Raw genomic sequence first — 23684 nt, forward strand, 5'->3', positions numbered from 1 at the left:
GCTATCCCAGCTGGCGCACGATGTGCGGACCAATGGCGTTGGCCAGCGACAAGGGCATCAAACGCCACGCCTTGATCAGCACTTGCAGGCGCGGATTGAGCGGCTGCACGTCTTTCAGCCGCTTGCCGCGGTGCAGCTGGTAGTCGTAGCGCAGGGGCTGCGGCTCGAAGCCCCAGTTCTTCTTGAAGGCGAAGGCGCCGGTGCCGTATTTGCTGCGGCCGAAGTCAAACAGCGTGCAGCCCCGTTCGGCGGCGCGGCGCATCACCTCCCAGTACATGAAGTCGTTGCCGGCCAGTACACGCGCGGCATCGCCGCCGCCGCCGTAGTAGGGCAGCACTTCTTCGCGGAAATGGAAGCTCAGCACCGAGCAGACGGGCTTGCCGGCATGGCGTACCGTCAGCACTTCGCAGTCCTGGCCGAACTGCTCTTGCAGCAGGCGGAAATAGCGGCGGCTGAAGACCGGCGTGCCCAGCCGGTGGACGCTGGTGGCGTAATTGTTGAAGAAGTCTTCGGTGCCGTTGTCGATCACGCTGGTGAGACCGGCGGCGATGCCTTTGCGCACCATCGCCCGCTGCTTGCGCGGGATGGCCAGCATGTTGCGTTCGTTGTCGGCCAGCAGCGGCTTGCGGAACGTGGCGTACAGGTCCTTGTGCAGCCAGTCGGCGTGCGTCGATTGCAGCTGGCGGTATTCGAGATGGTCCACCCGCAGCCGCGCCGCCAGCTGCTGGGCGGCCTGGTCCACCGCGGCGGCGGCGCCGTCGTCCAGCGCGGCGATCCCGCCGTAGACGCAGAACGGCAGCGAGCACAGGGTGTTGCCGAACAGGCGGCTGTTGACCTGCGCCAGCGGCAGGATCGCGCCGATCCGGCCTTCGGACTCGGCCACCAAATACCAGGTGGGATGGCCGAAGGCCTCCTCGATCACGCGCTGCCAGCCGGCGCGGTGGAAGAAGGTGGCGCTCGGGCAGCGCTGGACAAAGGCATCCCACCGCGCGCGATCCTGCGGCCCCATCGTGCCGACACTCCATTGCTTCATGCTGTCCCCAGAAAGATGTGATCGACGCGGCCCCAGTGGAAGTCGGTCAGCAGGCGGGCCACGCGTGCCTCCATCCGGTGCAGATTGAGGTAGTGGCGGAACCTGGTCTTGAGCGCGATGCCGCGCTGCCTGGGCTGTCCGGGATCGAGTTCCCACGGGTGAAAGTAAAATATGCCAGCTTGGCCGTCGGCCGAATTGATGCGCCGCAAGGCCCAGCGCGAGGCCGCGTACGGCAACAGCCGGAAGTAGCCGCCGCCGCCGGCCGGCCAGTTGCGGCCCAGCATGCGCACGGTGCTGACCGGCAGCTCCAGCACGCCCTGGTCGCCGCGCGGGCGCCAGGCGAAGCGGCTGCCGCCGGGCATGCCGTAGTGGTCGTGCTGGATCGGATAGATGCTGGAACTGTAGCGGTAGCCCGCCTCGCGCAGGCTGTCCAGCGCCCACAGGTTGTCTTCCATGATGGAGAAGCTGGGCGCGCGGTAGCCGAGCACGGCCAGGCCACACAGCTGCTCCAGCAAATGCTTGCTGCGGACGATGTCGTCGGCGAACTGGGCCGGCGTCTGCTCGCTGGCGCGCAGGTGGGCGTAGCCGTGGCTGGCCAGCTCGTGGCCGCCGGCGACGATGCGGCGCACCAGCGCCGGGTAGCGTTCGGCGATCCATCCCAGCGTGAAAAAAGTGGCGTGGGTGTGGTGCTGGTCCAGCAGGCCGAGGATGCGGTCGACGTTGTGCTCGACGCGGCACGGCAGCCGGTCCCAGTCGGCGCGGTCGATGTGGCCGGCAAAGGCGGAGACCTGGAAATAGTCTTCGACGTCGATGGACAGGGCGTTGCGCATCAGCCGCGCTCCCGCTCGTTTGCCAGCCAGCCGGCGATGTGGCCGGCGATGCGTTCGGCCGCATGGCCATCCCAGAATTGCGGAATGCGGCCGGCCTTGCCGCCGTAGCGCAGGATGTCGCGGCTCAGCGCCAGGATCACGGCCGGGTCGCGGCCGGCGATGGCGTTGCTGCCCTCGGTGACGGTGACCGGCCGTTCGGTGTTTTCGCGCAAGGTCAGGCAGGGCACGCCCAGCGCCGTGGTTTCCTCCTGCACGCCGCCGGAATCGGTGAGCACCACCCGCGCATGCTTCATCAGGCCCAGCATGTCCAGGTAGGATTGCGGCGGCAGGCAGGCGATGCGCGGCGTCTGCAGCAGGCCGGTCAGCTCGTGGCGCTTGAGCATGTCGCGCGTGCGCGGGTGCAGCGGGAACAGCACCGGCAGGTCGGCGCTGAGCCTGACCATGGTTTCCATCAGCGCGCGCAGGCGGCGCGGATCGTCGACGTTGGATGGCCGGTGCAGGGTCAGCAGCGCGTATTGTGCGTCGTCCTCCAGGAAACCGGCCAGGTGCGCCTGGCGCAGCACGTCGGCTACCGAGGTGGCGCGCGGCAGCTGTTGTTGCAGCGTGTCGATCATGACGTTGCCGACAAAATGGATGCGCGCCGGGTCCACGCCTTCGCGCAGCAGGTTGCTCATGCCGCTGGACTCGCTGGTGAACAGCAGCGTCGACAACTGATCGGTCAGGATGCGGTTGATTTCCTCCGGCATCGCGCGGTCGTAGCTGCGCAGGCCGGCCTCCACGTGCAGTACCGGGATATTCATCTTGGCCGCCGTCAGTGCGCAGGCCAGCGTCGAGTTGACGTCGCCGACCACCAGCACTGCGGCCGGATCGGACTGTTCCAGCACCGGCTCGAAGCGGCGCATCACCTCGGCGGTCTGCACCGCGTGGCTGGCCGAGCCTACCTTGAGCTCGTAATCCGGCGCGGCCATGCCCAGCGCGGCAAAGAACTGGCCGTCCATGTCGCTGTCGTAGTGCTGGCCGGTGTGCACCAGCACCGCCTGCAGATGATGCTCGGGTTGCTTCAGCGCGCGCAGGATGGGCGCCATCTTCATCAGGTTGGGGCGGGCGGCGACGACACAGACGATGCGGGCAGGGGCGGACATGGTGGACTCCATTTAAAACGCCATCGAGACGGAGGCGCCGATGCCGTTTTCACGGTAGTTGCCGCCGGTGTTGCTGGTGTGGCGGATATGGCGCAGGTCGACGCTGGCGCTGACCTTGGACGCCAGTTGCTGGGTCAGCGCCACGGTCACGGCGGCGTTGCGGTCGGAGCGGCCGGTGCTCAGCGATTCCACGCGGCTCAGGCTGGCGCCCACGGTGACGTTGCTGCGCGGTGACATGCGCCAGTTCCAGCCGGCCTGGGCGGCGCTCTGGCGGGTGTGGTCTTCCAAGGCCAGTTCGTCCGGGCCCAGCAGCGGGCTGTCGATGGCGCTGCTGGTCTGGGCGGTGCGGCGGGTGTTCGACAGCGTCAGAGCCAGCGCGCTGCGCGGCGTGCTGTAGACGGTGCCCAGCTTCAAGTCCTTCTGCAGATAGTAGCGGTGGCTGAAGAAATTGACGTTGCCGTTAGGTCCCAGCATCTGCGAGACCAGCAGGAACAATTTGATGGTCTGCAGGCGCGTCTGTGGATCCGGGATGCGGGTGGCCCACAACTGGTACAGGAAATCGCTGAGCCCGGTTGGCGGGATGCTAAGGAACTCGCCGTGGGTGGTGGTGATGTCTTCGTTGTAGCTGACGGTCCAGTACATGCTGCGCATGCGGTAGTCGGCATCCAGGCTGTAGGTGTTGCCGAAGAAGCGGCGGCCGACGCTGGCGGCGATCTTGGTGCGCGGCGACGGTGTCCAGTTGGCGCCGACCGACCAGTGGCGTCCCTCCGGTTGGGTGCCGTTGGTGTGGTAATCGTTTTTTTCGTAGCCGCCGGTGACGAAGCCGGACAGCCGGCTGTTGAACGGATAGCTCAGCGTCAGCGTGGTGTCGCTCATGGTGACCTTGGGCAGCGCCGCGTCGTCGATGTTCTGGCGGTCGGCCGACAGCGACCAGTTCCAGCCCTGGCCGCCGTTGTCGCCGGTCAGCTGCAGGTTGGTGCGGTCGCTGCGCACGCTGAGCAGCCTGCCGCTGGTCACGCGATCGTAGTCGTAGCGCAGCCGGGCGGTGGCCAGGCCGTGAAAATAGTGCTGCAGATACGGGCTGATATTGGTGGCGCGCACCGTGTTGCTGTTGCCGGTCACCTGCAGCGTATCGATCTGCTGCGGGCCGAAGGCCGAGATGTTCTGCTGGCTGATACTGGCGCGGGCGTCGAGATACAGCCAGTCTTGCAGCACCTGGGCGTGGCCGCCGGCATCGAGCTGCTGGGTGCGGCGGTCGGCCTCGCGCGTGTAGAACGCCTGGCGCAGCGAGTAGTCAAGCGCCAGGTTCAGCCGCGGGCCGTTGGTGCTGATCGCGATGCCGGGCGTGATTTCCGTGCTGAATTCGCTGCGCGCCTGGCCCGCCGGCGCCAGGTTCATATTGTCGCTGTAGGTTTCACGCAGGCGCAGCGATGGAATGACGGTCCACTCGGACGGAATCGCCGCTGCTGGCAAACTCAACAGTACTAATATGCTCAGCTGGTAAGGAGCGCCGCGCGGAGCCAGGTTAATCATAATAACCATAGTATTCGCCGCCCGGGAACGACTTGCTCTTGTTGTAGATCAGGCTGACGTTCGGACATTGCTCGATCTGCCGCAACGCTTCCTTGACCGCGTGCTGGGTGGTGGTCTCGGACTCGACCACCATGACGATCTGGCCCATCTGCGCGGCCAGCACGCTGGCCTCGGTGGTCATCAGCAGCGGCGGCGAATCGAAGATGACGATGCGGTCGGCGTAGCGCTCGGCGATCTCGGTCAGCAGCCGGCTCATGCTGCGGCTGGCGAGCAACTCGGTGGCGTGCTTGTTGGCGCGGCCGGCCGGCAGGATGCTCAGCGTGGCCACGTTGGTCTTCAGGATCACGTCCGACAGCTCGGTCTGCTCGCGCAGCAGGATGTCCATCAGGCCCGGCTCGGCGGGCAGGCCCAGCACCTTGAGCACCGACGGCCGGGCCACGTCGGCGTCGACCAGCAGCACGGTGATGTCCATTTCCATCGCGATGCTCATCGCCAGGTTGACCGCGCAATACGTCTTGCCTTCGCCGGGCAGCGCGCTGGTGACGACGATCAGGTTGCCATGCCGCAGCGGCGCGACATCGTGGTCGCCGCGCGCGTTGCGCAGCAGAGGCCGCTTGATGATGCGGAAATCCTCGGCCACCGCCGTGCGGCCGCCGTCGTGCGTCACCATGCCCAGCTTGTTGAGCCGCTCCAGGTTGATATCGACATAGCGCGCCGCGCCGTTGCGCAGCACTAACTGATCGTTGGCTTGATCCATCCGTTTCTCCTAGTATCGCAGCAAGGTCATCGCCAGCACGCCGCCATAGGCCACGAACAGGCAGGACAGGGCACCGCCGAACAGGTACTGGCCGCGCTTGCGCTTGACTTTCTCGGCCTCGGTCCAGTTCATCGAGACCGTGCCCAGCACCGGCAGGGCGGTGCGCTCGCGCAACTCGCTGGGGCTGAGGAAAGTCGGCCTGACCTGGCTGATCAGCAGGGCCGTGGCCACGCCGGTCAGCAGCGCGCCGCCCAGCACCAGGCTGTACAGCAGAGGCCGGTTGGGTCCGATCGGCGTCAGCGGCACGGTCGGCGGGTCGATGATCTTGAAGCTCATCATGTCGGTGGTCGAGCTGAGATCGCCCGACAGCTTGGCGGCCTCGCGCCGGCCGATCAGTTTTTCGTAGTTGTCCTTGTTGATCAGGTAATCGCGGTTCAGCTGCGACAGCTCCGATTCGATCTCCGGCACCGCGTTGGCCTGGGCCAGCAGGCGCTGGTGGCGCGCCGCGTATTCCTGCACGCGGGCGCTGATCGCCGCCACCTTGGCGTCGGCCTCGGTCTGCGCCACCTTCAGCTGCTGCAGCATCGGGCTGTAGTTCTTGCCGGGATCGCCGGACGGCTTGAGCTTGCTCTCCTCGACCTTGCGCGCCTCCAGCTGGGCGATCAGGCGCTTGGCGGCGACGATGTCCGGATGCAGCTCGGTATATTGCATGCGCAGCGCGTCGAGGTTCTTGTTCAGCGCGGAAATGCGGCCGTCGATCTCGGGATTGTCGATGCTGGCCGGATTCAGGTCGGCGCCCAGCACCGGCTCGTCGCCGCTGATCTGGCTGCGGATGGCGTTGCGCGCCTGCTCGGCTTCCACCAGCTCCAGCCGCGCGGTGTTGAGCGTGTCCGACGACTGCATCAGCTGGTTGCTGTAGTCGACGCCCTGGCGCGGCAGCACGCCATTATTTTTAAGCTTGAATTCCTTGACCAGGTTTTCGGCGGTGATCAATTTATCCTCGTAGGCCTTGATCTGGTCGTCGATAAATTGGACGGCTTTTTTCTGCTCGCCGTTTTTTCCCTTGAAACTGCCCTCGACGAATATCGTCAGCAGCGACTGCACGACGTCGCGCACCAGCCTGGGATTACGGTTGTTATATGTGATGGTATAAATGTCGTAATTACCGGTGCCGCCGATTTTTATCTTGCTCATTAATTCGTCCAGTTGCTGTTCGTGATCGCGCGGGGTCTTGGCGTTAATATCCAGGTCCACCATGCGCATGACCCGTTCGACATTCGGCCGGCTCAGCAGCGTGCGGCTCATGATCGACACCTGCTGTTCGACGTTGGGCACACTGGTCATCCCCGACAGCAGCGGTTTTAATATGCTCTGGGTGTCGACAAATACCCGCGCCGAGGTTTGATAATCGTCGGGCAGCATCGCCACTTTGGCAAAGCCCAATATCGCCACCAGCCACATGACGGCGATCGCCTGCCAGCGATATTTCCATATCCCCTGCAAGCTGATTAACAGCTGGTTAATCATCTGTTCCATGGTCCGATTGCTCCAGTTGTAAGGCTGCGGAAGTCAAATTATATGACCGACAAAATTGGATTTTTTATTAACTGTGCAGTGCTTGAGCCAGATCAAGCAGAGGTGGGCGGGTTTTCTGAATCATGGAATCCTGCCTATTCCAGCGAGATCCCCCATGTATTCATTTACCCGCCCATTCACTTCCTCCCTGCTGACGCTGCTGCTGTTGTGCGGCTGCGCGCACCAACCGCTACCGCCGCAAGACGAGCCGCCGCCCGTGCAGCGGGACTACCTGATCGGCGCCGGCGACGTCGTCAACATCAATGTCTGGCGCAATCCCGAGGTCTCGGTCAGCGTGCCGGTGCGGCCGGACGGCAAGATCACCACGCCGCTGGTGGAAGACCTGCAGGCTGCCGGCAAGACCTCGACCGAGCTGGCGCGCGACATCGAGAAGGCGCTGGAAAAATACATCCAGCAGCCGATGGCCACCGTCATCGTCACCAGCTTCGTCGGTCCGTACAACCAGCAGATCCGCGTCATCGGCCAGGCCGCCAAGCCGCAGGCGCTGGCCTACCGCCAGGGGATGTCGCTGATGGACGTGCTGATCGCCGTCGGCGGCATCACCGACTTCGCCGCCGGCAACAAAGCCAGTCTCATCCGTACGGTGAACGGGGCCCAGCAAAAGGTGCCGGTGCGCCTGCAGGACTTGCTGCGCGACGGCGATATTTCCGCCAACGTCAATGTGTTGCCCGGCGACGTGCTGGTGATCCCGGAGAGCTGGTTCTGACCGGCAAAAAAATATTTCAATTTTCGGGGAACTTTCTGTCTCAGCAGCAGGTCTGAAGAGCATGAGCCCAGTTTGTCCTTTGCCGACAGCTGGCCGACAGACCTGACAGGATGCCAATTGTGCAACATGACGACGCCATAGTTTCATTCGAAGCGAGTCCAGGCCTGCGCGACCTAGTGGTCGGCGAGGGCAAGAAAGAGGTGGAATTGGACCACACCATAGATCAGCAAATTTTTCATATTCGTATGGCCAACTCGCAGGGACGGCGCGAAGCCGCCAGCCTGCTACTGAAGAAAATGTACGGCTGGCGCGGCTATTCGGTCGATCCGAATGCCGTCCATGCCCTGAACAAGATCACGCTGTTTGCCGAAACCGGTGGACAGACCGTAGGCACCATGTCGTTGTGTCTGGACAACGAGGAAGTCGGCCTGCCGGCCGACGAAAATTTCCGCGACAAGCTCGACGAACTGCGAAGCCAGAACCGGCGCCTGTGCGAGCCTTCGCGGCTGGCCATCGACAAGGGCGTATCCAAGCGGGTGTTTGCCGCGCTGATACACATTTCCTACATCTACGCCCACAACATCCATGGTTATACCGATTACGTGATCGAGGTAAATCCCCGTCACGTGATGTTCTACAAGCGCATGCTGGGCTTCCGCGATTTTGGCGGCGAACGGCCTTGCACGCGGGTCGGCGCGCCGGCTGTGCTGCTGCGCCTGGAACTGGATTACATGGGCGAGCAGATCCGCAAGTTCGGCGGGCTGATGGAGCAGGACAGCACCGAGCGTTCGTTCTATCCATATTTCTTCCCGACGTGGGACGAGCCGGGTATTACCGGCCGTCTGCTGGCGGGCAAGACTTGACATGGCTTACCGGCCCATCTCGCCGATGAACTGCGCGGGAATCGCATAGGTGATGCCGCTGGGCGCGGTGATCGCCGTCTCCTTGACACCCTTGACGAACACCATGTTGACGATGCCGATCACCTTGCCGTTGTCCGGGTCGAACAACGGGCTGCCGCTGCTGCCGGGATAAGCCGTGCCGTCGAGCTGGAAGACGGCGTAGGTCGGCTTGGCCAGCTGGCTCAGCTGTTTGACGTCCAGCTGGCGCGAGCTGAGCGCGGGCATGACCACCGGCGTAATGGCCGACACCGTCGCCCGATGGGTGACGTGGCGCAGGCCGAGCACCATGCCCAGCGGGAAGCCCATGAAGGCCAGCGATTTTCCTTCCTGTACCTTGGTCGAATCGCCCAGCTGCAGCGCGGGGATGGGCGTGCCGCGCACCTGCAGGCGCGCGAGATCGTGTTCCCTGTCGATCATGCTGACGGTGGCGGAGCGGAACTGCGCGCCATCGCCCTGGCGCAGCAGGATGCCCAGCGTATCGCCCTGGCCGGTTTGCAGCAGGTCGTTGACCACGTGGGCGGCGGTGATGACCGTCAACCCGTCGCCGATGACGAAGCCGGAGCCGACAAACGACAGCGCCGGGCTGCGGGTCTTGACGAAGCTGCCGATGCCGACCACCGAAGGCTTGACGACTTCGATGGTATGGCTGAGCTCGTCTGCATGGGCGGCAGGGGGCGCGCACAATCCCAACCACAACAACGGCAGCAAGGGCAAAAGTTTCATGATCGTACACTCCGTGGCGGCGTGGCGGGACTCAGGGCGGCGGCAAACAGCACCAGCATGAACAGCAGCGTGATGCGCGGCACGTCGAACAGGCTGTCAAACAGGCCGACCGCCTGGAACGCCAGCAGCGAAGCCAGCCAGACCGCCGGCGGCACGCCGTGGCCGGCCGGCCGGCTACGGCGCAGCAGCGCGGCGCAGGCGCTGCCCAGCATGCCGGCGTAGGCCAGCAGTCCTGGCCAGCCCATTTCGAAATACAGGTTCAGGCCCAGGTTCTTGACGTGCCAGGGCAGGTGGTGGTGGTCGCTGCTGAAGAACCACCAGGTGTTCGCTTCGGAAAAGTCGCCGTTGCGGACCAGCTCACGATGGTCCACCGCGCTGCGCAAGCTGACGTTGTCGATATCCAGCGCCGCGTGCTCGCCTTCGGTGGAGATCTCCAACTGCACCGGCGCGCCATCGCGGCCGAGCTCGCTTGGCGCGATGGCGAATTGCAGGCGCTGCCAGGCCGGCGCGCCGCCGATCTGGCGCAGGGGCATGGCGACGCAGCCCTGCGGATACAGTAATTGGCGTTCGCACAGATTGACGTGCAGGAAGGCGGGCGCCCCGCCGTTGCGCACGTCCACGGCCAGCAGGTAGGGTGTGGCGGGCTGGACCTTGACGATCTGCAGCATGCGCAGCATCTCGCCGTAGCCGGCGGGATAGTCGGCGGTGGCCAGGCGCAGGTAGCGATTGCCGGCCTGATCCAGGTAGCGGTAGGCGGGCGGCACTTCGTGCACCGGATTACGCCAGAAATACAGCGACGGAAATTTCCCCAGGCCGGCGCCCAGCAGGACGGTGGCCGGGTCGTCGTCCATGACGGCCAGCACGCTGTTCCAGTGCCGCATGCGGGTGGCCAGGTCGCCGCTGGTGGTGGCGAAGCGTTCGCCGACGTAGTAGCCATTTACGATCGGCACCACCGCCGCCAGCACCAGCGCGCCGGCCAGCGCGTGGGACAGCAGGCGCCGGGTCGGACGCCACAAGGGCTTGCGCCGGGCCAGATTCAAGGCCACCGGCGACACCGCCATCAGCAGCAAGCCCGCGCTCGGCATCAGCGTCGGTTCGCCGGCGTGGTGGTAGGCGATCCAGGCGGCGTTGAACAGCAGGCCGGCAAAGGCGATCGCCGCCAGCGGCAGCATGACGCGCGCGCGCAGCAGGGCGGCGGCAAACGCCAGCGCCGAGCAGATGAACAGCAGATAGGGCGGCTTCAGCAACGCCAGCGGCGGGTCGACCACGGGCAGCAGCCAGGCCAGCAAACCGGCCAGCGCCAGTCCGCAGACCAGGCCGCAGATCAGCACCGCCGGCCGCAACGCCTGTGCCGACAGCAGCAGCGTGGCGGCCAGCAGCGCCAGCGCGGCGCCGAAACCGCGGTAGCCGCTGCTGCGGAACACCAGGTCCAGCATCCATCCAAGCAGCAGCACGACGAGCAACAGCGCCAGCGCGGTCCGCCAGTAGCGGCGGGCGAAACGCACCGCGCCGACCTCGCGCAGCCTGGCGCTCAACGGCACGCCCAGCAGGATCGCGAAGGCCAGCGCGTAGGCCAGGTACAGGCCGCGCGAAAACGTGGCCAGACCCGCGTACAAGGCCAGCGGCAGCAGGACCATCGCCGCCATCTGGCGCGCGGGCGACTGCCGGCCCAGCAGCCAGGCGGCCAGCAGGGGAAAGCTGAGCGCCAGATAGCCGTCCAGCGCGGCGCCGCCCGTGTGCATGGCGGAGAAGGGCGCGGTGATGCGGTAGTCGCTGGCGAAATTGAGCAGGCCGGGGAACAGCATGCGCTCATGGATCGCGGCGCAGCTGACCAGCAGCAAGCCGGCCAGCATGCCGGGCACCAGCAGCCGCTGCAATCCTTCCAGGCCGGGGCCGGCGGCGCGCTTCAACGGCGGCAGCAATATCAGTGCCCACAGCCAGGCCTTGCCGACGCGTAGCGCATTGTAGGGACTGAGATAGTTGTTGAAGGCGTTGGCGTCGATGGCCGGCAGCGGTTGCAGCCCGCGCCACAGGCCGATGCCGCAGGCCGCCACCAGCAGCGCCAGGCTGACGGTGAACAGCGGTGGAAAGCGCGGCAGGCGCGCCGGCGTCAGGTGCCAATAGCAAAAGCCCGCCGTCAGCAACAGCAGCAGATCGATTTCCTCGAGAAAGAACCAGCCGGTATGCGGCGCCAGGTCGACCGCCGGCAACAATGCCGGCAAGGCCAGCAGCCACAGCGCGGGACGCCAGCACAGCAGCGCGCCATAAGCCAGCAATATCGCCGGCAGCCAGCTGTCCCGCAACGGGTACACGCCCGCCGCCAACACGAAGCCGGCGAAGAACACCAGCGACATCGTCCTGGTCAGTTGCAGACGCAAGGGCATAAGGCGGCTACCGCGCCGACCGCACTGCTACGAACAAGACACGCGACATGAAGCTCTCCCTGGCCTGTGGAATGCATAGAGTAGGAACTCTGACGCTCCACCTCGTTGATACGCCGCAAACGGCATCGCCTTGCCGCGCAATCGGTACGCGTTTGTGCCATCTCAACAGCCGCCTCCCGTGCGCTCCGTAGAATCGGCAAAGACTTAATTTAATGCTCACATGCGAGGTGTCAAATGGAAGTGGTTGCCGTGGTTGGATTGGGGTACGTCGGCTTGTCGCTGGCGGTGTCGTTTGGAACCCGGCGCCGCACCATCGGCGTGGACTTGTCGGCGCGCAAAGTAGCCAACTACCGGCGTGGTATCGATCCTAGCGGCGAGGTGGACGCCGCGCAGTTCGCCGCGTCGCGCTGGCTGGAAATGGGCTGCGACCCGGCCGCGCTCAGCGAGGCCGACTACATCATCGTCGCCGTGCCGACGCCGGTCGACAGCGCGCACAATCCGGATTTTTCGGCGCTGGTCAGCGCCAGCCAGTCGGTGGGACGGCATATGAAAGCAGGCGCCGTGGTCATCTACGAATCCACCGTGTATCCGGGCGCGACCGAGGAAATCTGCATCCCCGTGCTGGAGCAATGTTCCGGCCTGCAATGGCTGCGCGATTTCCACGTCGGTTTCTCGCCCGAGCGCATCAATCCCGGCGACAAGGAACACACGCTGGCGTCGATCCGCAAAATCGTTTCCGGCGACGACGCCGAGACGCTGGAGCGGGTGGCGGTGCTGTACGAGCAGGTGGTCGACGCCGGCGTGCACCGCGCCTCGAGCATCAAGGTGGCGGAGGCGGCCAAGGTCATTGAAAACACCCAGCGCGACCTGAACATCGCGCTGATGAACGAGCTGGCCATCATCTTCGACCGGCTCGACATCGACACGCTGGAAGTGCTGCAGGCGGCCGGCACCAAGTGGAACTTCCTGCCGTTCCGCCCCGGCCTGGTCGGCGGCCACTGCATCGGCGTCGATCCATATTATTTGACGCACAAGGCCGAGATGCTGGGCTACCATCCGCACGTGATCCTGGCGGGGCGCCGCATCAACGACGACATGGCCAAGTTCGTGGCGGAGAAAACCGTCAAGCAGATGGTGCGGGCGGGCTTCAAGCTCAAGGGCTGCCGCGTCAACGTGCTGGGCCTGACGTTCAAGGAAAACTGCCCGGACCTGCGCAACTCCAAGGTGGCCGACATGATACGCGAGCTGGAATCCTACGGGCTGCAGGTGCATGTGCACGATCCGGTGGCCGACGCCGACGAGGCCATGCACGAATACGGCGTCAAGCTGGAAAGCTGGGACGAGCTGCCGTGCGCCGAAGCGATGATCAGCGCCGTGGCGCACCGCGAACTGGCCGAACGGCCGCTGCAGCAGATGCAGGACAAGATCGTGGCGGCCGGCTGCTTCATCGATCTCAAATCGCAATTCGACGAGCGGGCGCTGCGCGAAAGCGGCCTCAGCGTATGGAGGCTGTGATGTCCGACTATGAAAACGGCACGCCGGCCGCCAGCAGCTACCAGACCGCGCGCGAACATCTGGAACAGGAGCAGTACCGCTGGGTGATCACCGGCGTGGCCGGCTTCATCGGCTCGAACCTGCTGCAAGCCTTGCTGGAACTGGGGCAGCGCGTGGTCGGGGTGGACAATTTCCTGACCGGCTACCGCCACAACCTGGACCAGGTCAGGGACGCCGTCGGCGTCGTCGCCTGGCGCCGCTTCGAGATGATCGAGGGCGACATCCGCGACCCGGCGGCCTGCCGCCAGGCCTGCGACGGCGCCCACTTCGTGCTGCACCAGGCCGCACTGGGCTCGGTCGCGCGCTCGATCGACGATCCGCTGCTGAGCAACGACATCAACATCGGCGGCTACCTCAATGTGCTGGACGCGGCGCGGCTGGCCGGCGTGCGGCGCCTGGTGTACGCCGCCTCCAGCGCGGCCTACGGCGACCATCCGGCGCTGCCCAAGCAGGAGCAGCACGTCGGCAACGCGCTGTCGCCGTACGCGCTGACCAAATACGTCAACGAGCTGTACGCCGGCGTCTACGCGCGCTGCTATGGCACCGAGACGATAGGCCTGCGCTACTTCAATGTGTTCGGTCCGCGCCAGGATCCGGCCGGCGCCTATGCCGCCGTGATCCCGCAATGGATCGCGGCGATGATAGAGCGGCGTCCGCTGGTGATCAACGGCGACGGCGAGAGCAGCCGGGACTTTTGCTACGTCGCCAACGCGGTGCAGGCCAATCTGCTGGCGGCGCTGGCCGAGCACCCGGCCGCCGTCAACCAGGTCTACAACGTCGCGCTGAACGCGCGCACCAGCCTGAACGAGCTGTATTTGATGCTGCAGGGTTTGCTGGTCGACGAGTATCCGCATTTGCGCGACTACCAGCCGCAGTACGGCGAGTTCCGCGCCGGCGACGTGCGCCATTCGCAGGCCGACATCTCGAAGGCCCGCGACCTGCTGGGCTACGCGCCCACCCACGACCTGCGCCGGGGCCTCAAGCAGGCTTTGCGCTGGTATGTTGAGCAGCTGGATGGGTGATCGTCAGGACCCGTCCCACGCCGCGAAAATCCACCGTGTGCAGGCTGACCGGCCTGCGCCAGATCCGCGCCACGTAGTCCAGCACCTGCTCGGCCTGCGCCAGGTCCAGGCCGCGGCCGTCGCTGGCATGGTCGTGGCGCAGGATCAGGCTGCCGTCGTCCTGCACCCGCTCGGCGGCGATGCGCGGCGCGCCGTAGTTGTACTTCGGCGCCAGGATCGCTTCCTTGACGTCATGCAGGTCGCGGCTTAGCACGCGGGTTTCGCCATCCTTGCGCACCTGGTAGGTGAACAGGTCCAGCTGCCCGGCCAGCTCGGCGTCCAGGTAGTTGCGGATGAAGCCGAAGTCGTCCTCCTCGGCGCAGATGCGGCGCGCCTCCTCCAGTCCCCGCTTTTCGACGATGCGGTCCCACATGCAAAAGCCCAGGTGATAGGGATTGACCGCCAACGCCAGCTGCTGCTCGCCGGCATACGGCCGCACCACGTCCGAATGGGCCGCCAGCGCCTGCAGGTACAACGCGTGCGGCAGGAACTCCGCCTCGCGCAGCAGGCGCGCGTGCCAGTACGAGGCCCAGCCTTCGTTCATGATCTGGCAAGCGTGCACCGGGTAGAAGTAAAACGATTCCTCGCGCACGGCCAGGAAGATGTCGCGCTCCCAGTCCTGCATCTCCGGCGCGTAGCGGGCGATGAACCACAGCAGGTCATGCTCGGCATGCGGCGGCAGGGTGGGGCGGCCGCCCGTTCTCGGCGGCGGCGGCGATTCGCCGGGCAGCGACTGATAGCGGCGCTGGAACGCGCCGGGCTCCGGCGGCGCCGGCGCCGCCGCGTCCGCATCGGGGTAGGGCGCGCGGTACAGTTCCTGGTTGATATCGATGTGCGGCTCCAGCGCCAGCGCCGCGTCCAGCACGGCCTCGACCTTGCGCTGGCCGTGCCGCGCCAGCGCCTCTTCCAGCCGGTGCGCGCGCGCCGCGCTTTGCTCCAGGATGTGTCCGCCCGCCATCTTCATGAAGCGCTCGAACAGGGCGTTCCTGCGCACGAAGTCGGCGTGGCCGATGACGTGGGCGGTGACCAGTGTATTTTCCGCCAGGCTGTTGTTGTTCATCAGGTAGGCGCGGCACGGGTCGCCGGGGAACATCACCTCGAAGATGCGCGAATGGCCCATGTTCTGGTGCAGCAGCTGGTGGATGTAGCGCAGGCCGAACGACCAGTGGTGCATGCGCACCGGCACGCCGTAGACGGCGATCTCCAGCATGAAATTCTGCGGCACCAGCTCGAAATCGACCGGGTAATATTCCAGGCCCAGCTCGCCGGCCAGCTGTTCGATCTGCGGCGCGTAGTCTTGCAGCGTGCTCATGCCTGAGCCTCGGCGCCGGCCTGCCGCGTCAGGAACTGCCGCAGCGCGGCGATCACGTCCTCGCCGCCGGTCAGCACCACGCTGGACAGCGGCAAGCCCTGGCGCTCGCGCTCCTTCCACATCCGTCCCATCTCGGTTTCCAGCATGCGCGGCATGCCGGGCAGGGTTTCGACATAGCCCATGTAGTTCATGCATTTCGCCAGCTGGCCGAGCAGCTGGCTGGCCGCCACGCGGTCCTCGGAAAAATTGTCGCCGTCGGACGCGTAGAACAGATAGCTGTTGTAGCTGGCCGTGTCATAGTGCGCCTGCAGCAGCGACTGCGCCAGACGGAAGCCGGTCGACGCCATCGTCCCGCCCATGCCGCTGACCTCGAAGAAATCGCGCTCGTTGAATTCCCACGCGCGCGCCGCGTGCGCCAGGAAACGCAGTTCCACGTGGCGGTAGCGGCGCCGCAAGCCCTGCAGCGCGAGGAAGAAAAAAGTCTTGGCCAGCCGCCGTTCGGCCTGCGTCATGCTGGTCGACACGTCGAGCATGAAGAACACCACCGCGTTGCTCGACGGTCGCGGCAATTCCACCAGCTGGCGGAAGCGCAGGTCGTCGTTGGTGAACGGCGCCGGCGTCCGCTGCACGGCGCGCCGCTTGATCGCCTCCTTGACGGTGCGCCGCCGGTCCAGCCGCGAGCGGGCGCCGCGCTTGTCCCAGCCGCGATGCCGCACCTCGGGCTGGTCCAGCGCCGCCGTGCTGCGCGGCTGCAGTTGCGGCAGCTGGAATTCCTCCCACAGCCAGTCCAAAATATCGTCGACGGCGAACTCCATCATCAGCGTCACCGCACCTTCGGCATTGCCGGCGCCGCCTTCGCCGAATTCGTCTTCCGGCGGCAGCAGCAGGTCGCCCGGCTGGCCCGGCCCCTGGCCGGCGGCGGTGCGGCTGTTGCCCTCGGACAGGCGGAAATGTGCGTGCTCAAGCAGACGCAGCGGTACCTGCACGCTGCGCGCTCCGGTGCCGCTCATCAGGTCCGACGAGGAGACAATCTCCGGCAAGTGGCTGCGCACCGCCTCGCGCACCTTGTCGTTGTGCCGCAGCCAGTCGCGCGCGCCGCGTGAAAAGAGTTCGTACCAGTCGCCTTGGCCTTGCAGCATGGTCGGTCCTCATTCCTGCGCCAGCAGCGTTGTGACGTAATTCAGCGCCTCGCGCGCGCAATGGCTGTCGTAACCGTATTCGTCGACCAGGCGCCGCTCCACCGCCGAGATCTTGGCCCGCACGTCGTCGTCGGGCCGCTTGGCCGAGCTGACCAGCCGCAGCACATCGCGCCGCTGCTCGAACAGGTATTGCTGCAGGGCGTCGCGCAGCTGCGCATGGCTGCCCAGGCCGAAACGCTGGCCGCGCTTGTACGCGCTCATCGCCTTGCGCACCACCTCCTGCCGGAACGACTGCTTGCCGGAATCGGAAATCTGGATTTTCTCCTCCACCGCGCGCAGGAAGCGCTCGTCCGGCCGCCGCTCCTCGCTGGTGATCGGGTCCTTGACCTGGCGGTTGTCCAGCATGGCCTCGACCTCGTCCAGGTACTTGCCCAGCAATTCCTCGACCTCCTGCTCGAACGACACGAACAAGGCCTTGTGCACGTCCTCCTTGACCCAGCGGTTGTAGAAATCCTTGCGCGTCAACACCAGATAGTCGACCCACTTGCGCTTGCGCGCCGGCTCGATGCGGGCGTCGCTTTCTATGCCGTCCTTCAGGGCCAGCAGCAGGTCCATCGTGGTCAGGCTGCTGCGCGGCGACTGGATGATGGCGTTCGACAGCGCGTTGATGACGAAGCGGGGCGAGACGCCGGACAGGCCTTCGTCGGGCGCTTTCTCCTTGCTGCGCACGCGCTGCGCCTCCGCCTGGTGCACGCCGTCCACATCCTCGCCGGCATGGATGCGCACCCGCCTGGCCAGCTCGCCGTCGCGGTCCTCGCCCTCGTGCAGCCGGCTAAGCACCGCGAACACGGCGGCCGAATGCAGCACATGCGGATCCAGGTGCACGCTGCGGAAGGCCGGCGCCGCCGCCAGGATCAGCTTGTGATAGATGCGCGCCTCCTCGCGGTAATTCAGCGTGTAGGGCACCTGCACGATCACCATCCGGTCCAGCAGGCCCTCGTTCTCGCTTTCCTGCAAAAACTTGCGGAACTCGGCCAGGTTGGTGTGGGCCAGGATGGTCTCGTCCAGATAGATCAGCGGGAAGCGCGCGACCTTGACGTTCTTCTCCTGCGTCAAGGTCAGCAGTAGATAGAGGAACTCGCGCTTGACCTTGAGGATTTCGATCATCTCCAGCATGCCGCGGCTGGCCGCGTACACCGCGCCCGACCACGACCAGGCGCGCGGATCGCCCTCGTCGCCGTACTCGGCCACCTTGGACAGGTCGACCGAACCGACCAGGTCGGCGATGTCGGCCGTGTTCGGATCGTGCGGCGCGTAGGTGCCGATGCCGCTGCGGCCGGCCTCGGAAATGAAGATGCGCTCGACCGGCATGCGCAGGAAGTCGCCGCCGTATTCCTGCTCCAGCCGCACGCGGCAATGCGGACACAGCTCGCCCGACAGGTCGACGCCGTAGCCTTCGCGAAAGCCCGGGCGCATCGTGTGCGGCACCAGGTGCAGCGGCGACTCGTGCACCGGACAGCCGGCGATGCCGTACAAGGCGCCGGCGTCGGTGTAACTGTATTCCTCCAGCCCGCGCTTGAGCCGTATCACCAGCGTCGACTTGCCGCCCGACGGCGGCCCCAGCAGCAACAGCAGGCGCCGCCCGACCTCCGAGCCGGCCGCCGCCGCCTTGAAATAGTCGGCCACCCGCGCCAGCGCGTCGTCGATGCCGAACAGCTCGTCGGCGAACAGGCTGAAGCGCAGCTTGCCGTCCTCGCCTTGCTGGCCGCTCCAGCACAACATGTCCCACAGGTATTGGTGCGAACTGCGCGCGAACTGGCAGGGCGCCGCCGGCAGCAATTGCTCCATGAACTGGGCAAAGCTGCCGCTCCAGTGACCCGCCCGGTGCTGTCGTGTATAGGCCAGCAGTTGCTCCCTGTACTGCTCCCGGTATTGCTCGCCATCATCCATCTTCACAGTTCCTCCAGTGCGGTCAGCACTTTTGAGTATCTGCGTTACAGATGGCAGGTCGTCTGATCTGCGTCAATTGAAAAAACGGATTTATAAGTAGGGAAATCAGTCGACTCGGTCCCACGGCGGAATGCCGGAAAATTCTTCCACGAGGAAATCGATCATCACCCGCACCTTGGCGCTCAGGTGGCGGCGGCTGGGATAGACCGCCAGCACGTCGATATCGGGCATGTGGTAGTCGGGCAGCACGCGCACCAGGCGGCCGGCGCGCAGGTCGGCGCCGACCAGGAAGCTCGGCTGCCAGATCACGCCCAGCCCGCCGATCGCGGCCGCGCGCGCGGTGTCGCCGTTATTGCTGTGCATTACGCACTGCACCTTGACCGATTGCGGCTGGCCGTTCGCATCGAGGATCTGCCATTCGTCGGCCGTGGCCGAATAGCTGTAGCCGATGCAGGTGTGCTGCAGCAGGTCGGCCGGCTGCATCGGCATGCCGCAGCGCTGGACGTACTCCGGCGCCGCGCACAGGATGTTGTGCGACGTGGCCAGCTTGCGCGCCACATGGGAGGTCGAGCCGGCGCGCGAAATGCGGATCGCCATGTCGTAACCTTCCTCGACGATGTCGACCACGCGGTCGATCAGCGCGACGTCGAGCTGCATGTCGGGATATTGCCGCATGAATTTGGCCCACAGCGGCGCCAGGTGCAGCACGCCGAAGCTGAGCGGGGCGTTGATGCGCAGCAGGCCGTGCGGCTGCATGGTGGCCGAGGAAACGATGGCCTCGGCCTCGGCCACGTCGTCGAGGATGGACTTGGCGCGCTCGAACAGCGCCTCGCCGCTGGACGTCAGCGACATCTTGCGCGAGCTGCGGTTCAGCAGCCGTGTTTGCAGGTGCGCCTCCAGGTCGCTGATGTAGCGGGTAACGTTCGCCGGCGAGGTGTCCAGCGCCTCCGCCGCGCGGGCGAAGCCATCCCTGCGTACCACTTCAACGAACACTTCCAGTGCACGCAACCTGTCCATTCCGGCCTCCCATTCAGTATTTGTAAATTATAAAGCAGGCGGGCAACAAAAAAGCCGCAACACCCGGAGGTATTACGGCTCTATGCTGGAGCTCGCTGAGCTTAATGCGGCGCGATGTAATTCACGTTGGCGGCTTCCTTGATCAAGCGGCTGGTGCTGATACTGCCGGCGGTGGTGTCCATGCCGGTGGCGCCACCGTGGTACATGCCGACCAGGCCGACAGCGGCCTGCGCATCGCCGGCGCTGGCGGCGCGTTCGAACAGCTGGCGCGCTTCGCTGCGCTTGGCGGGATTGGATAAGTAGCGCAGCGCCAGTTCGCGCTGGGCGACCGGCGAACCCTGGTCGGCCCATTCCTGCAAGCGGCGCTCGGCGGCCGCCTGGCCTTGCGGCCCCAGTTGCATCGCGGCGGCCTCGATCACCGTCGGCGAAGGGATCGCGTCTTCCTGTGCCTGGCAGGCGATCAACGCTCCGACCAGCACCAGGACAGACGATACCAGTACGCCAGACTTGTTGAATAATTCCATATGTTAGTTACCCTTGGTTAAATCAGTGCCACTACGGTAAGGAAAGTCTTCCTGCAATTCACTCCAAGGAGACGCTTGTGGCCATCTTTCGCAGCACTTCAAGCTCGTAACGACAAAAATCCAGCGACGCATTGCAGCATTATACTTGCACACGGGCAAATTGTCTAATACGCAATACGCGAAACGTAGTAAATCGTTATTTCCATTCTACAAAATTGTCCAAAATCACGACGCACGCTTGATGCAGCCTCGCTTCCGCCTTGCTATCCAGGACCATGCTGCAGAATGATGGCGATATTAACACGAACAATTTCCTACTCTTGTAGGCAGCGCGTTAATCAGGGTAACAATTGTAACCATTCGTTAGCACCCTTGGCGCAGTCTGCAGGTTGCAATGCAGCAGGCTCATCCATTCATAATTAATGAATGGAACATGCTTGTTTTGCCGATTGTTGATAGTACGACTGAATCATATAGTGGAGTCCATGGCAGCCAACCCGGCGCTGCAACTTAACCCAACTTCAGGAGTCCATCATGAATCGCTTCGCAAACAAAACTGTACTGGTGACCGGTGGTAACAGTGGTATTGGCCTGGCCACCGCCCAACAATTCGCCAGGGAAGGCGCCCGCGTGGTCATCACCGGCCGCGACCAGGCCAAGCTGGATGAAGCGCGCGAACAACTGGGCGGCGGCGCCATCGCCATCGTCAGCGATGCCGCCGACAGCCAATCCGCAGCCGCGCTGGGCGCCCGGCTCAGCGCGCTGGGCCTGACGCTGGATGCCGTGTTCATCAATGCAGGCGTGGCCAAGTTCTCGCCGCTGGGCAATGTTGACGACGCTTTCTGGGACCACATCTTCAATACCAACGTCAAGGGCGCCTATTTCACCATCCAGGCCGTCACGCCGCTGCTGAACCCGGGCGCCGCCGTGATCCTGAACGGTTCGATCAATGCCCACATCGGCATGGAAAATTCCAGCGTCTACGCCGCCAGCAAGGCGGCCCTGATTTCACTGGCCAAGACGCTGTCGGCCGAGCTGATCGGCCGTGGCGCCCGCGTCAACGTGGTCAGCCCCGGCCCGGTCGCCACGCCGCTGTACGGCAAGCTGGGCATGGAGGCGGAACAATTGAACGAAGTGGCGGCCGGCATCCAGGCCATGATCCCGCTGAAACGCTTCGGCACGCCGGATGAGGTGGCAAGTGCGGTGGTTTATCTGTCGAGCCCGGAAGCCGCGTTTATCGTCGGCACCGAGCTGATCGTTGATGGCGGCATGAGCCAGCTGTAGGCGCAACGGCCCGGGTTCAAGCCTGGGCCGTTTTTCCGTCTTGCGGGGCGTTGCGCTGCAGCCATTCGTTGGCCGATCGCAAGACCAGCATGTACTCCGCCTCGAGCGCGGCGAACAGGGCGGGGATCTGGTCGAGCTGGCGCTCGGCGATCGCCTGTTCCACCTTCAGCGACGATGCCACCAGGCGTTTGGCGCCCAGCGTGCCGATCGAGCCGCGCAGGCTGTGCAGGAGCTTGCCGGCCTCCGGCAGGCGCTCTTCGCGCAGCGCGGCGCCGGCCTGCTGGATGGGCGCCAGGCCCGGCGCGCAGGCGTCGCGGACGATTTTCGACACGATGGCCAGCGCCTTGTCGTCGTTGCCCATGTATTTCAGTAAGGTATCGACCGAAAAAATCGTTTCCTCGCCCTTCGGCGGTGAGGCGTCAGACATGCGGCACTCCAAAGCAGTGAAAGTTGAATGTTGCTGCCATCATACTCTTTCCGGGCAGGAGGCCGCCTGCCGTTTTATTGTTGCCCGTCATGAAACTGTTGTGCCAGCGTCTGCAGCGGCGCGGTGGACATTGCCGGGGCGGCCACATTGGCCGGCGGCGCCACCCGCACCGGCTTGCCGCCGCTGCGCGTCGAATGCAGGACGTTGCTGGTGGCCTCGGGCGCGGCGTTCCAGACCGGGTTGTCCAGCCCCTCGAACACGCTCTTGAGCTGGTCGCCCCAGGTGCTGCGTATCATCTGGAAATACTGATTGCGCTCGTCGATGGTGACGAAATGGGTCACGGCCAGCGCGCCGCTGTCGTAGACCAGCAGATCCAGCGGCAGGCCGACCGAAACATTCGAGCGCAAGGTCGAATCCATCGAGATCAGCGCACACTTGGCGGCATCGTCCAGGCTGGTGGCCGGCGTCACCACGCGGTCGATGATGGGCTTGCCGTACTTGGCCTCGCCGATCTGGAAATACGTGTTTTCGTCGTGCGACTCGATGAAGTTACCGGCCGAGTAGATCTGGAACAGACGGCAGCGCTCGCCTTTGATCTGGCCGCCGAAGATGATGCTGACGTTGAACTCGATGCCGAACTCGGCCAGCGACTTGGCGTCGCGCTCGTGCACCTGGCGCACGGCGTCGCCGAGGATGCGGGCCGCCTCGTGCATGGTCGGCGCGTTCCAGATGCTGCGCCCGTCGGCGCCGACCTGCTCGGACACCAGCTGGCGTATCGACTGGGAAATCGACAGGTTACCGGCGGTCATCATCACCATCATCCGCTCGCCGGGTATTTCAAACACGCTCATCTTGCGGAAAGTACCGACCTGGTCCACGCCCGCGTTGGTGCGCGAATCGGACAGGAACACCAGCCCTGCGTTCAGGCGCATGCCTACACAATATGTCATCTTCGTAGCAAATTATTGATTTCTGGAACGATTATTGTACACCCTCACTGGGGCACGATCTGTACGTCCACGCTCATCGACTCCACGCCGCCGCCGCGCCGCACGCCGCGCACCGGCGCCGCCGCATCGTAATCGCGGCCGATGGCCAGGCGGCAATACGCGTCCGTCATCAGCCGCGCATGGGTGACGTCGATGCTGACCCAGCCGCTGTAATCCTTGTCCTCGGCCCAGGCGTCGACCCAGGCGTGGCTGGCCGCATGGTCGCTGGTTTCCGGATCGATGTAGCCGGACACGTAGCGGGCCGGAATGCCGTGCGCATGGCAGCAGGCCAGGAACAGGTGCGCATGGTCCTGGCACACGCCCTGGCCCAGTTCCAGCGCGTCGCTGGCGCTGGTGGTGACGGCGGTCGCACCGCTTTGATACCGGACCGCACCAAAGATGTGCTCAGCCAGGCACATCAGATCCTTGGTCTGGGCCTTGCCGTCCGGCAGGCACGAGGCCGCCAGTTCCAGGATGCCCGGGGTTTGCTCGGTCAGCCGGGTGGAGACGGTGAAGATCAGCGGCGACACCGTGTCGCCGTTGGGAATCCTGCCGTTGACCGGGCTGGTGGTCTCCACCACGCCGGAGGCGACAATGGCCAGGCCCTGGTGCGGCACGTTCATCGTCATCATGTGCGACAGGTTGCCGTAGGCGTCCGTGTACGCGTGCACGTGGCCGGGCATGGCGATATTCCACGATAAAGCGTGTTGCTGCGCCTCCGCGCGCGGCGTCAGGTGCAGCTGCTGGATGGTGTACGCCAGCGGGGTGGTGTAGGTGTAGCGTGTCTCGTGTCGTATATTGAGTTGCATGGAATAGTCTCG

21 protein-coding genes are annotated in these 23684 nt (G+C 65.0%); 5 read left to right on the forward strand and 16 right to left on the reverse strand.

Annotated elements, in window-relative coordinates; all coding sequences use genetic code 11:
• Position 1: 1 nt before the first annotated feature.
• From ABWW33_RS03270 to ABWW33_RS03295, 6 genes are read right to left on the reverse strand one after another with little or no spacing between them, the layout of a single operon-like run.
• A complete protein-coding gene (locus ABWW33_RS03270; RefSeq protein ID WP_353398805.1) occupies positions 2–1033 on the reverse strand; it encodes a FemAB family XrtA/PEP-CTERM system-associated protein in 1032 nt (343 codons plus the stop codon).
• Complete coding sequence (locus tag ABWW33_RS03275) at positions 1030–1863, reverse strand: XrtA system polysaccharide deacetylase (protein WP_176650850.1); 834 nt, start codon at positions 1861–1863, stop codon at positions 1030–1032. The genes ABWW33_RS03270 and ABWW33_RS03275 overlap by 4 nt, the downstream gene beginning before the upstream one ends.
• Complete coding sequence (wecB, locus tag ABWW33_RS03280) at positions 1863–3005, reverse strand: non-hydrolyzing UDP-N-acetylglucosamine 2-epimerase (protein WP_353398808.1); 1143 nt, start codon at positions 3003–3005, stop codon at positions 1863–1865. The genes ABWW33_RS03275 and wecB overlap by 1 nt, the downstream gene beginning before the upstream one ends.
• Positions 3006–3017: 12 nt before the next feature.
• Positions 3018–4547 carry a TIGR03016 family PEP-CTERM system-associated outer membrane protein gene (locus ABWW33_RS03285; protein ID WP_353398811.1) on the reverse strand — a complete coding sequence of 510 codons (1530 nt, stop codon included), beginning with the start codon at positions 4545–4547 and terminating at the stop codon, positions 3018–3020.
• Entirely contained in the window at positions 4531–5295 is a 765-nt protein-coding gene (locus ABWW33_RS03290) for an XrtA-associated tyrosine autokinase (protein ID WP_176650853.1), read from the reverse strand. Before ABWW33_RS03290 ends, ABWW33_RS03285 begins: the two co-directional genes overlap by 17 nt.
• A gap of 9 nt (positions 5296–5304) precedes the next feature.
• Positions 5305–6831, reverse strand: a complete 1527-nt coding sequence (locus tag ABWW33_RS03295) for an XrtA system polysaccharide chain length determinant (RefSeq protein WP_353398814.1) — start codon at positions 6829–6831, stop codon at positions 5305–5307.
• A 154-nt stretch (positions 6832–6985) separates the two neighbouring features.
• On the opposite strand from ABWW33_RS03295, the gene ABWW33_RS03300 reads away from it, so the two are divergent.
• Entirely contained in the window at positions 6986–7597 is a 612-nt protein-coding gene (locus ABWW33_RS03300; protein ID WP_353398817.1) for an XrtA/PEP-CTERM system exopolysaccharide export protein, read from the forward strand.
• 245 nt (positions 7598–7842) lie between these two features.
• A complete protein-coding gene (locus ABWW33_RS03305) occupies positions 7843–8460 on the forward strand; it encodes an N-acyl amino acid synthase FeeM domain-containing protein (RefSeq protein ID WP_353398820.1) in 618 nt (205 codons plus the stop codon).
• Between the two features lie 6 nt (positions 8461–8466).
• On the opposite strand, the gene ABWW33_RS03310 is transcribed toward ABWW33_RS03305, so the two are convergent.
• Together ABWW33_RS03310 and ABWW33_RS03315 are read right to left on the reverse strand one after the other, a co-directional pair.
• Positions 8467–9222 (reverse strand): S1 family peptidase, encoded by a 756-nt coding sequence (locus ABWW33_RS03310; protein WP_353398823.1) that lies wholly within the window; start codon positions 9220–9222, stop codon positions 8467–8469.
• On the reverse strand, positions 9219–11606 hold the full coding sequence (locus tag ABWW33_RS03315; RefSeq protein WP_353398826.1) for an O-antigen ligase family protein: 2388 nt from the start codon (positions 11604–11606) through the stop codon (positions 9219–9221). Before ABWW33_RS03315 ends, ABWW33_RS03310 begins: the two co-directional genes overlap by 4 nt.
• Positions 11607–11840: 234 nt before the next feature.
• Here ABWW33_RS03315 and ABWW33_RS03320 point away from each other — a divergent pair, with 234 nt between their 5' ends.
• Together ABWW33_RS03320 and ABWW33_RS03325 are read left to right on the forward strand one after the other, a co-directional pair.
• Complete coding sequence (locus tag ABWW33_RS03320) at positions 11841–13121, forward strand: nucleotide sugar dehydrogenase (RefSeq protein ID WP_353398829.1); 1281 nt, start codon at positions 11841–11843, stop codon at positions 13119–13121.
• On the forward strand, positions 13121–14182 hold the full coding sequence (locus ABWW33_RS03325; protein WP_353398832.1) for an SDR family oxidoreductase: 1062 nt from the start codon (positions 13121–13123) through the stop codon (positions 14180–14182). Before ABWW33_RS03320 ends, ABWW33_RS03325 begins: the two co-directional genes overlap by 1 nt.
• Here ABWW33_RS03325 and ABWW33_RS03330 read toward each other — a convergent pair.
• The 5 genes from ABWW33_RS03330 to ABWW33_RS03350 all read right to left on the reverse strand — a co-directional run bounded on the left by ABWW33_RS03330 (position 14139) and on the right by ABWW33_RS03350 (position 20163).
• On the reverse strand, positions 14139–15533 hold the full coding sequence (locus tag ABWW33_RS03330; RefSeq protein WP_353398835.1) for a SpoVR family protein: 1395 nt from the start codon (positions 15531–15533) through the stop codon (positions 14139–14141). The genes ABWW33_RS03325 and ABWW33_RS03330 overlap by 44 nt on opposite strands.
• A complete protein-coding gene (locus ABWW33_RS03335) occupies positions 15530–16672 on the reverse strand; it encodes a DUF444 family protein (protein ID WP_353398838.1) in 1143 nt (380 codons plus the stop codon). The genes ABWW33_RS03330 and ABWW33_RS03335 overlap by 4 nt, the downstream gene beginning before the upstream one ends.
• Before the next feature lie 9 nt (positions 16673–16681).
• Positions 16682–18622, reverse strand: a complete 1941-nt coding sequence (locus ABWW33_RS03340; RefSeq protein WP_176651261.1) for a serine protein kinase — start codon at positions 18620–18622, stop codon at positions 16682–16684.
• A gap of 105 nt (positions 18623–18727) precedes the next feature.
• The gene (locus tag ABWW33_RS03345; RefSeq protein ID WP_353398840.1) at positions 18728–19639 is read right to left on the reverse strand and encodes a LysR family transcriptional regulator; all 912 of its coding nucleotides are present in this window, start codon (positions 19637–19639) and stop codon (positions 18728–18730) included.
• 101 nt (positions 19640–19740) lie between these two features.
• Complete coding sequence (locus ABWW33_RS03350; RefSeq protein WP_176650864.1) at positions 19741–20163, reverse strand: hypothetical protein; 423 nt, start codon at positions 20161–20163, stop codon at positions 19741–19743.
• A gap of 534 nt (positions 20164–20697) precedes the next feature.
• On the opposite strand from ABWW33_RS03350, the gene ABWW33_RS03355 reads away from it, so the two are divergent.
• Complete coding sequence (locus tag ABWW33_RS03355) at positions 20698–21447, forward strand: SDR family oxidoreductase (protein WP_176650865.1); 750 nt, start codon at positions 20698–20700, stop codon at positions 21445–21447.
• Between the two features lie 16 nt (positions 21448–21463).
• Here ABWW33_RS03355 and ABWW33_RS03360 read toward each other — a convergent pair whose 3' ends face one another.
• From ABWW33_RS03360 to ABWW33_RS03370, 3 genes are all read right to left on the reverse strand, one after another.
• On the reverse strand, positions 21464–21874 hold the full coding sequence (locus ABWW33_RS03360; RefSeq protein ID WP_176650866.1) for an Hpt domain-containing protein: 411 nt from the start codon (positions 21872–21874) through the stop codon (positions 21464–21466).
• A gap of 74 nt (positions 21875–21948) precedes the next feature.
• Positions 21949–22824 carry a proteasome-type protease gene (locus ABWW33_RS03365; RefSeq protein WP_176650867.1) on the reverse strand — a complete coding sequence of 292 codons (876 nt, stop codon included), beginning with the start codon at positions 22822–22824 and terminating at the stop codon, positions 21949–21951.
• Between the two features lie 44 nt (positions 22825–22868).
• On the reverse strand, positions 22869–23672 hold the full coding sequence (locus ABWW33_RS03370) for a transglutaminase family protein (protein WP_353398845.1): 804 nt from the start codon (positions 23670–23672) through the stop codon (positions 22869–22871).
• Positions 23673–23684: the final 12 nt, after the last annotated feature.

Source organism: Duganella hordei (assembly GCF_040369125.1).
Taxonomy (GTDB): domain Bacteria; phylum Pseudomonadota; class Gammaproteobacteria; order Burkholderiales; family Burkholderiaceae_D; genus Rugamonas; species Rugamonas hordei.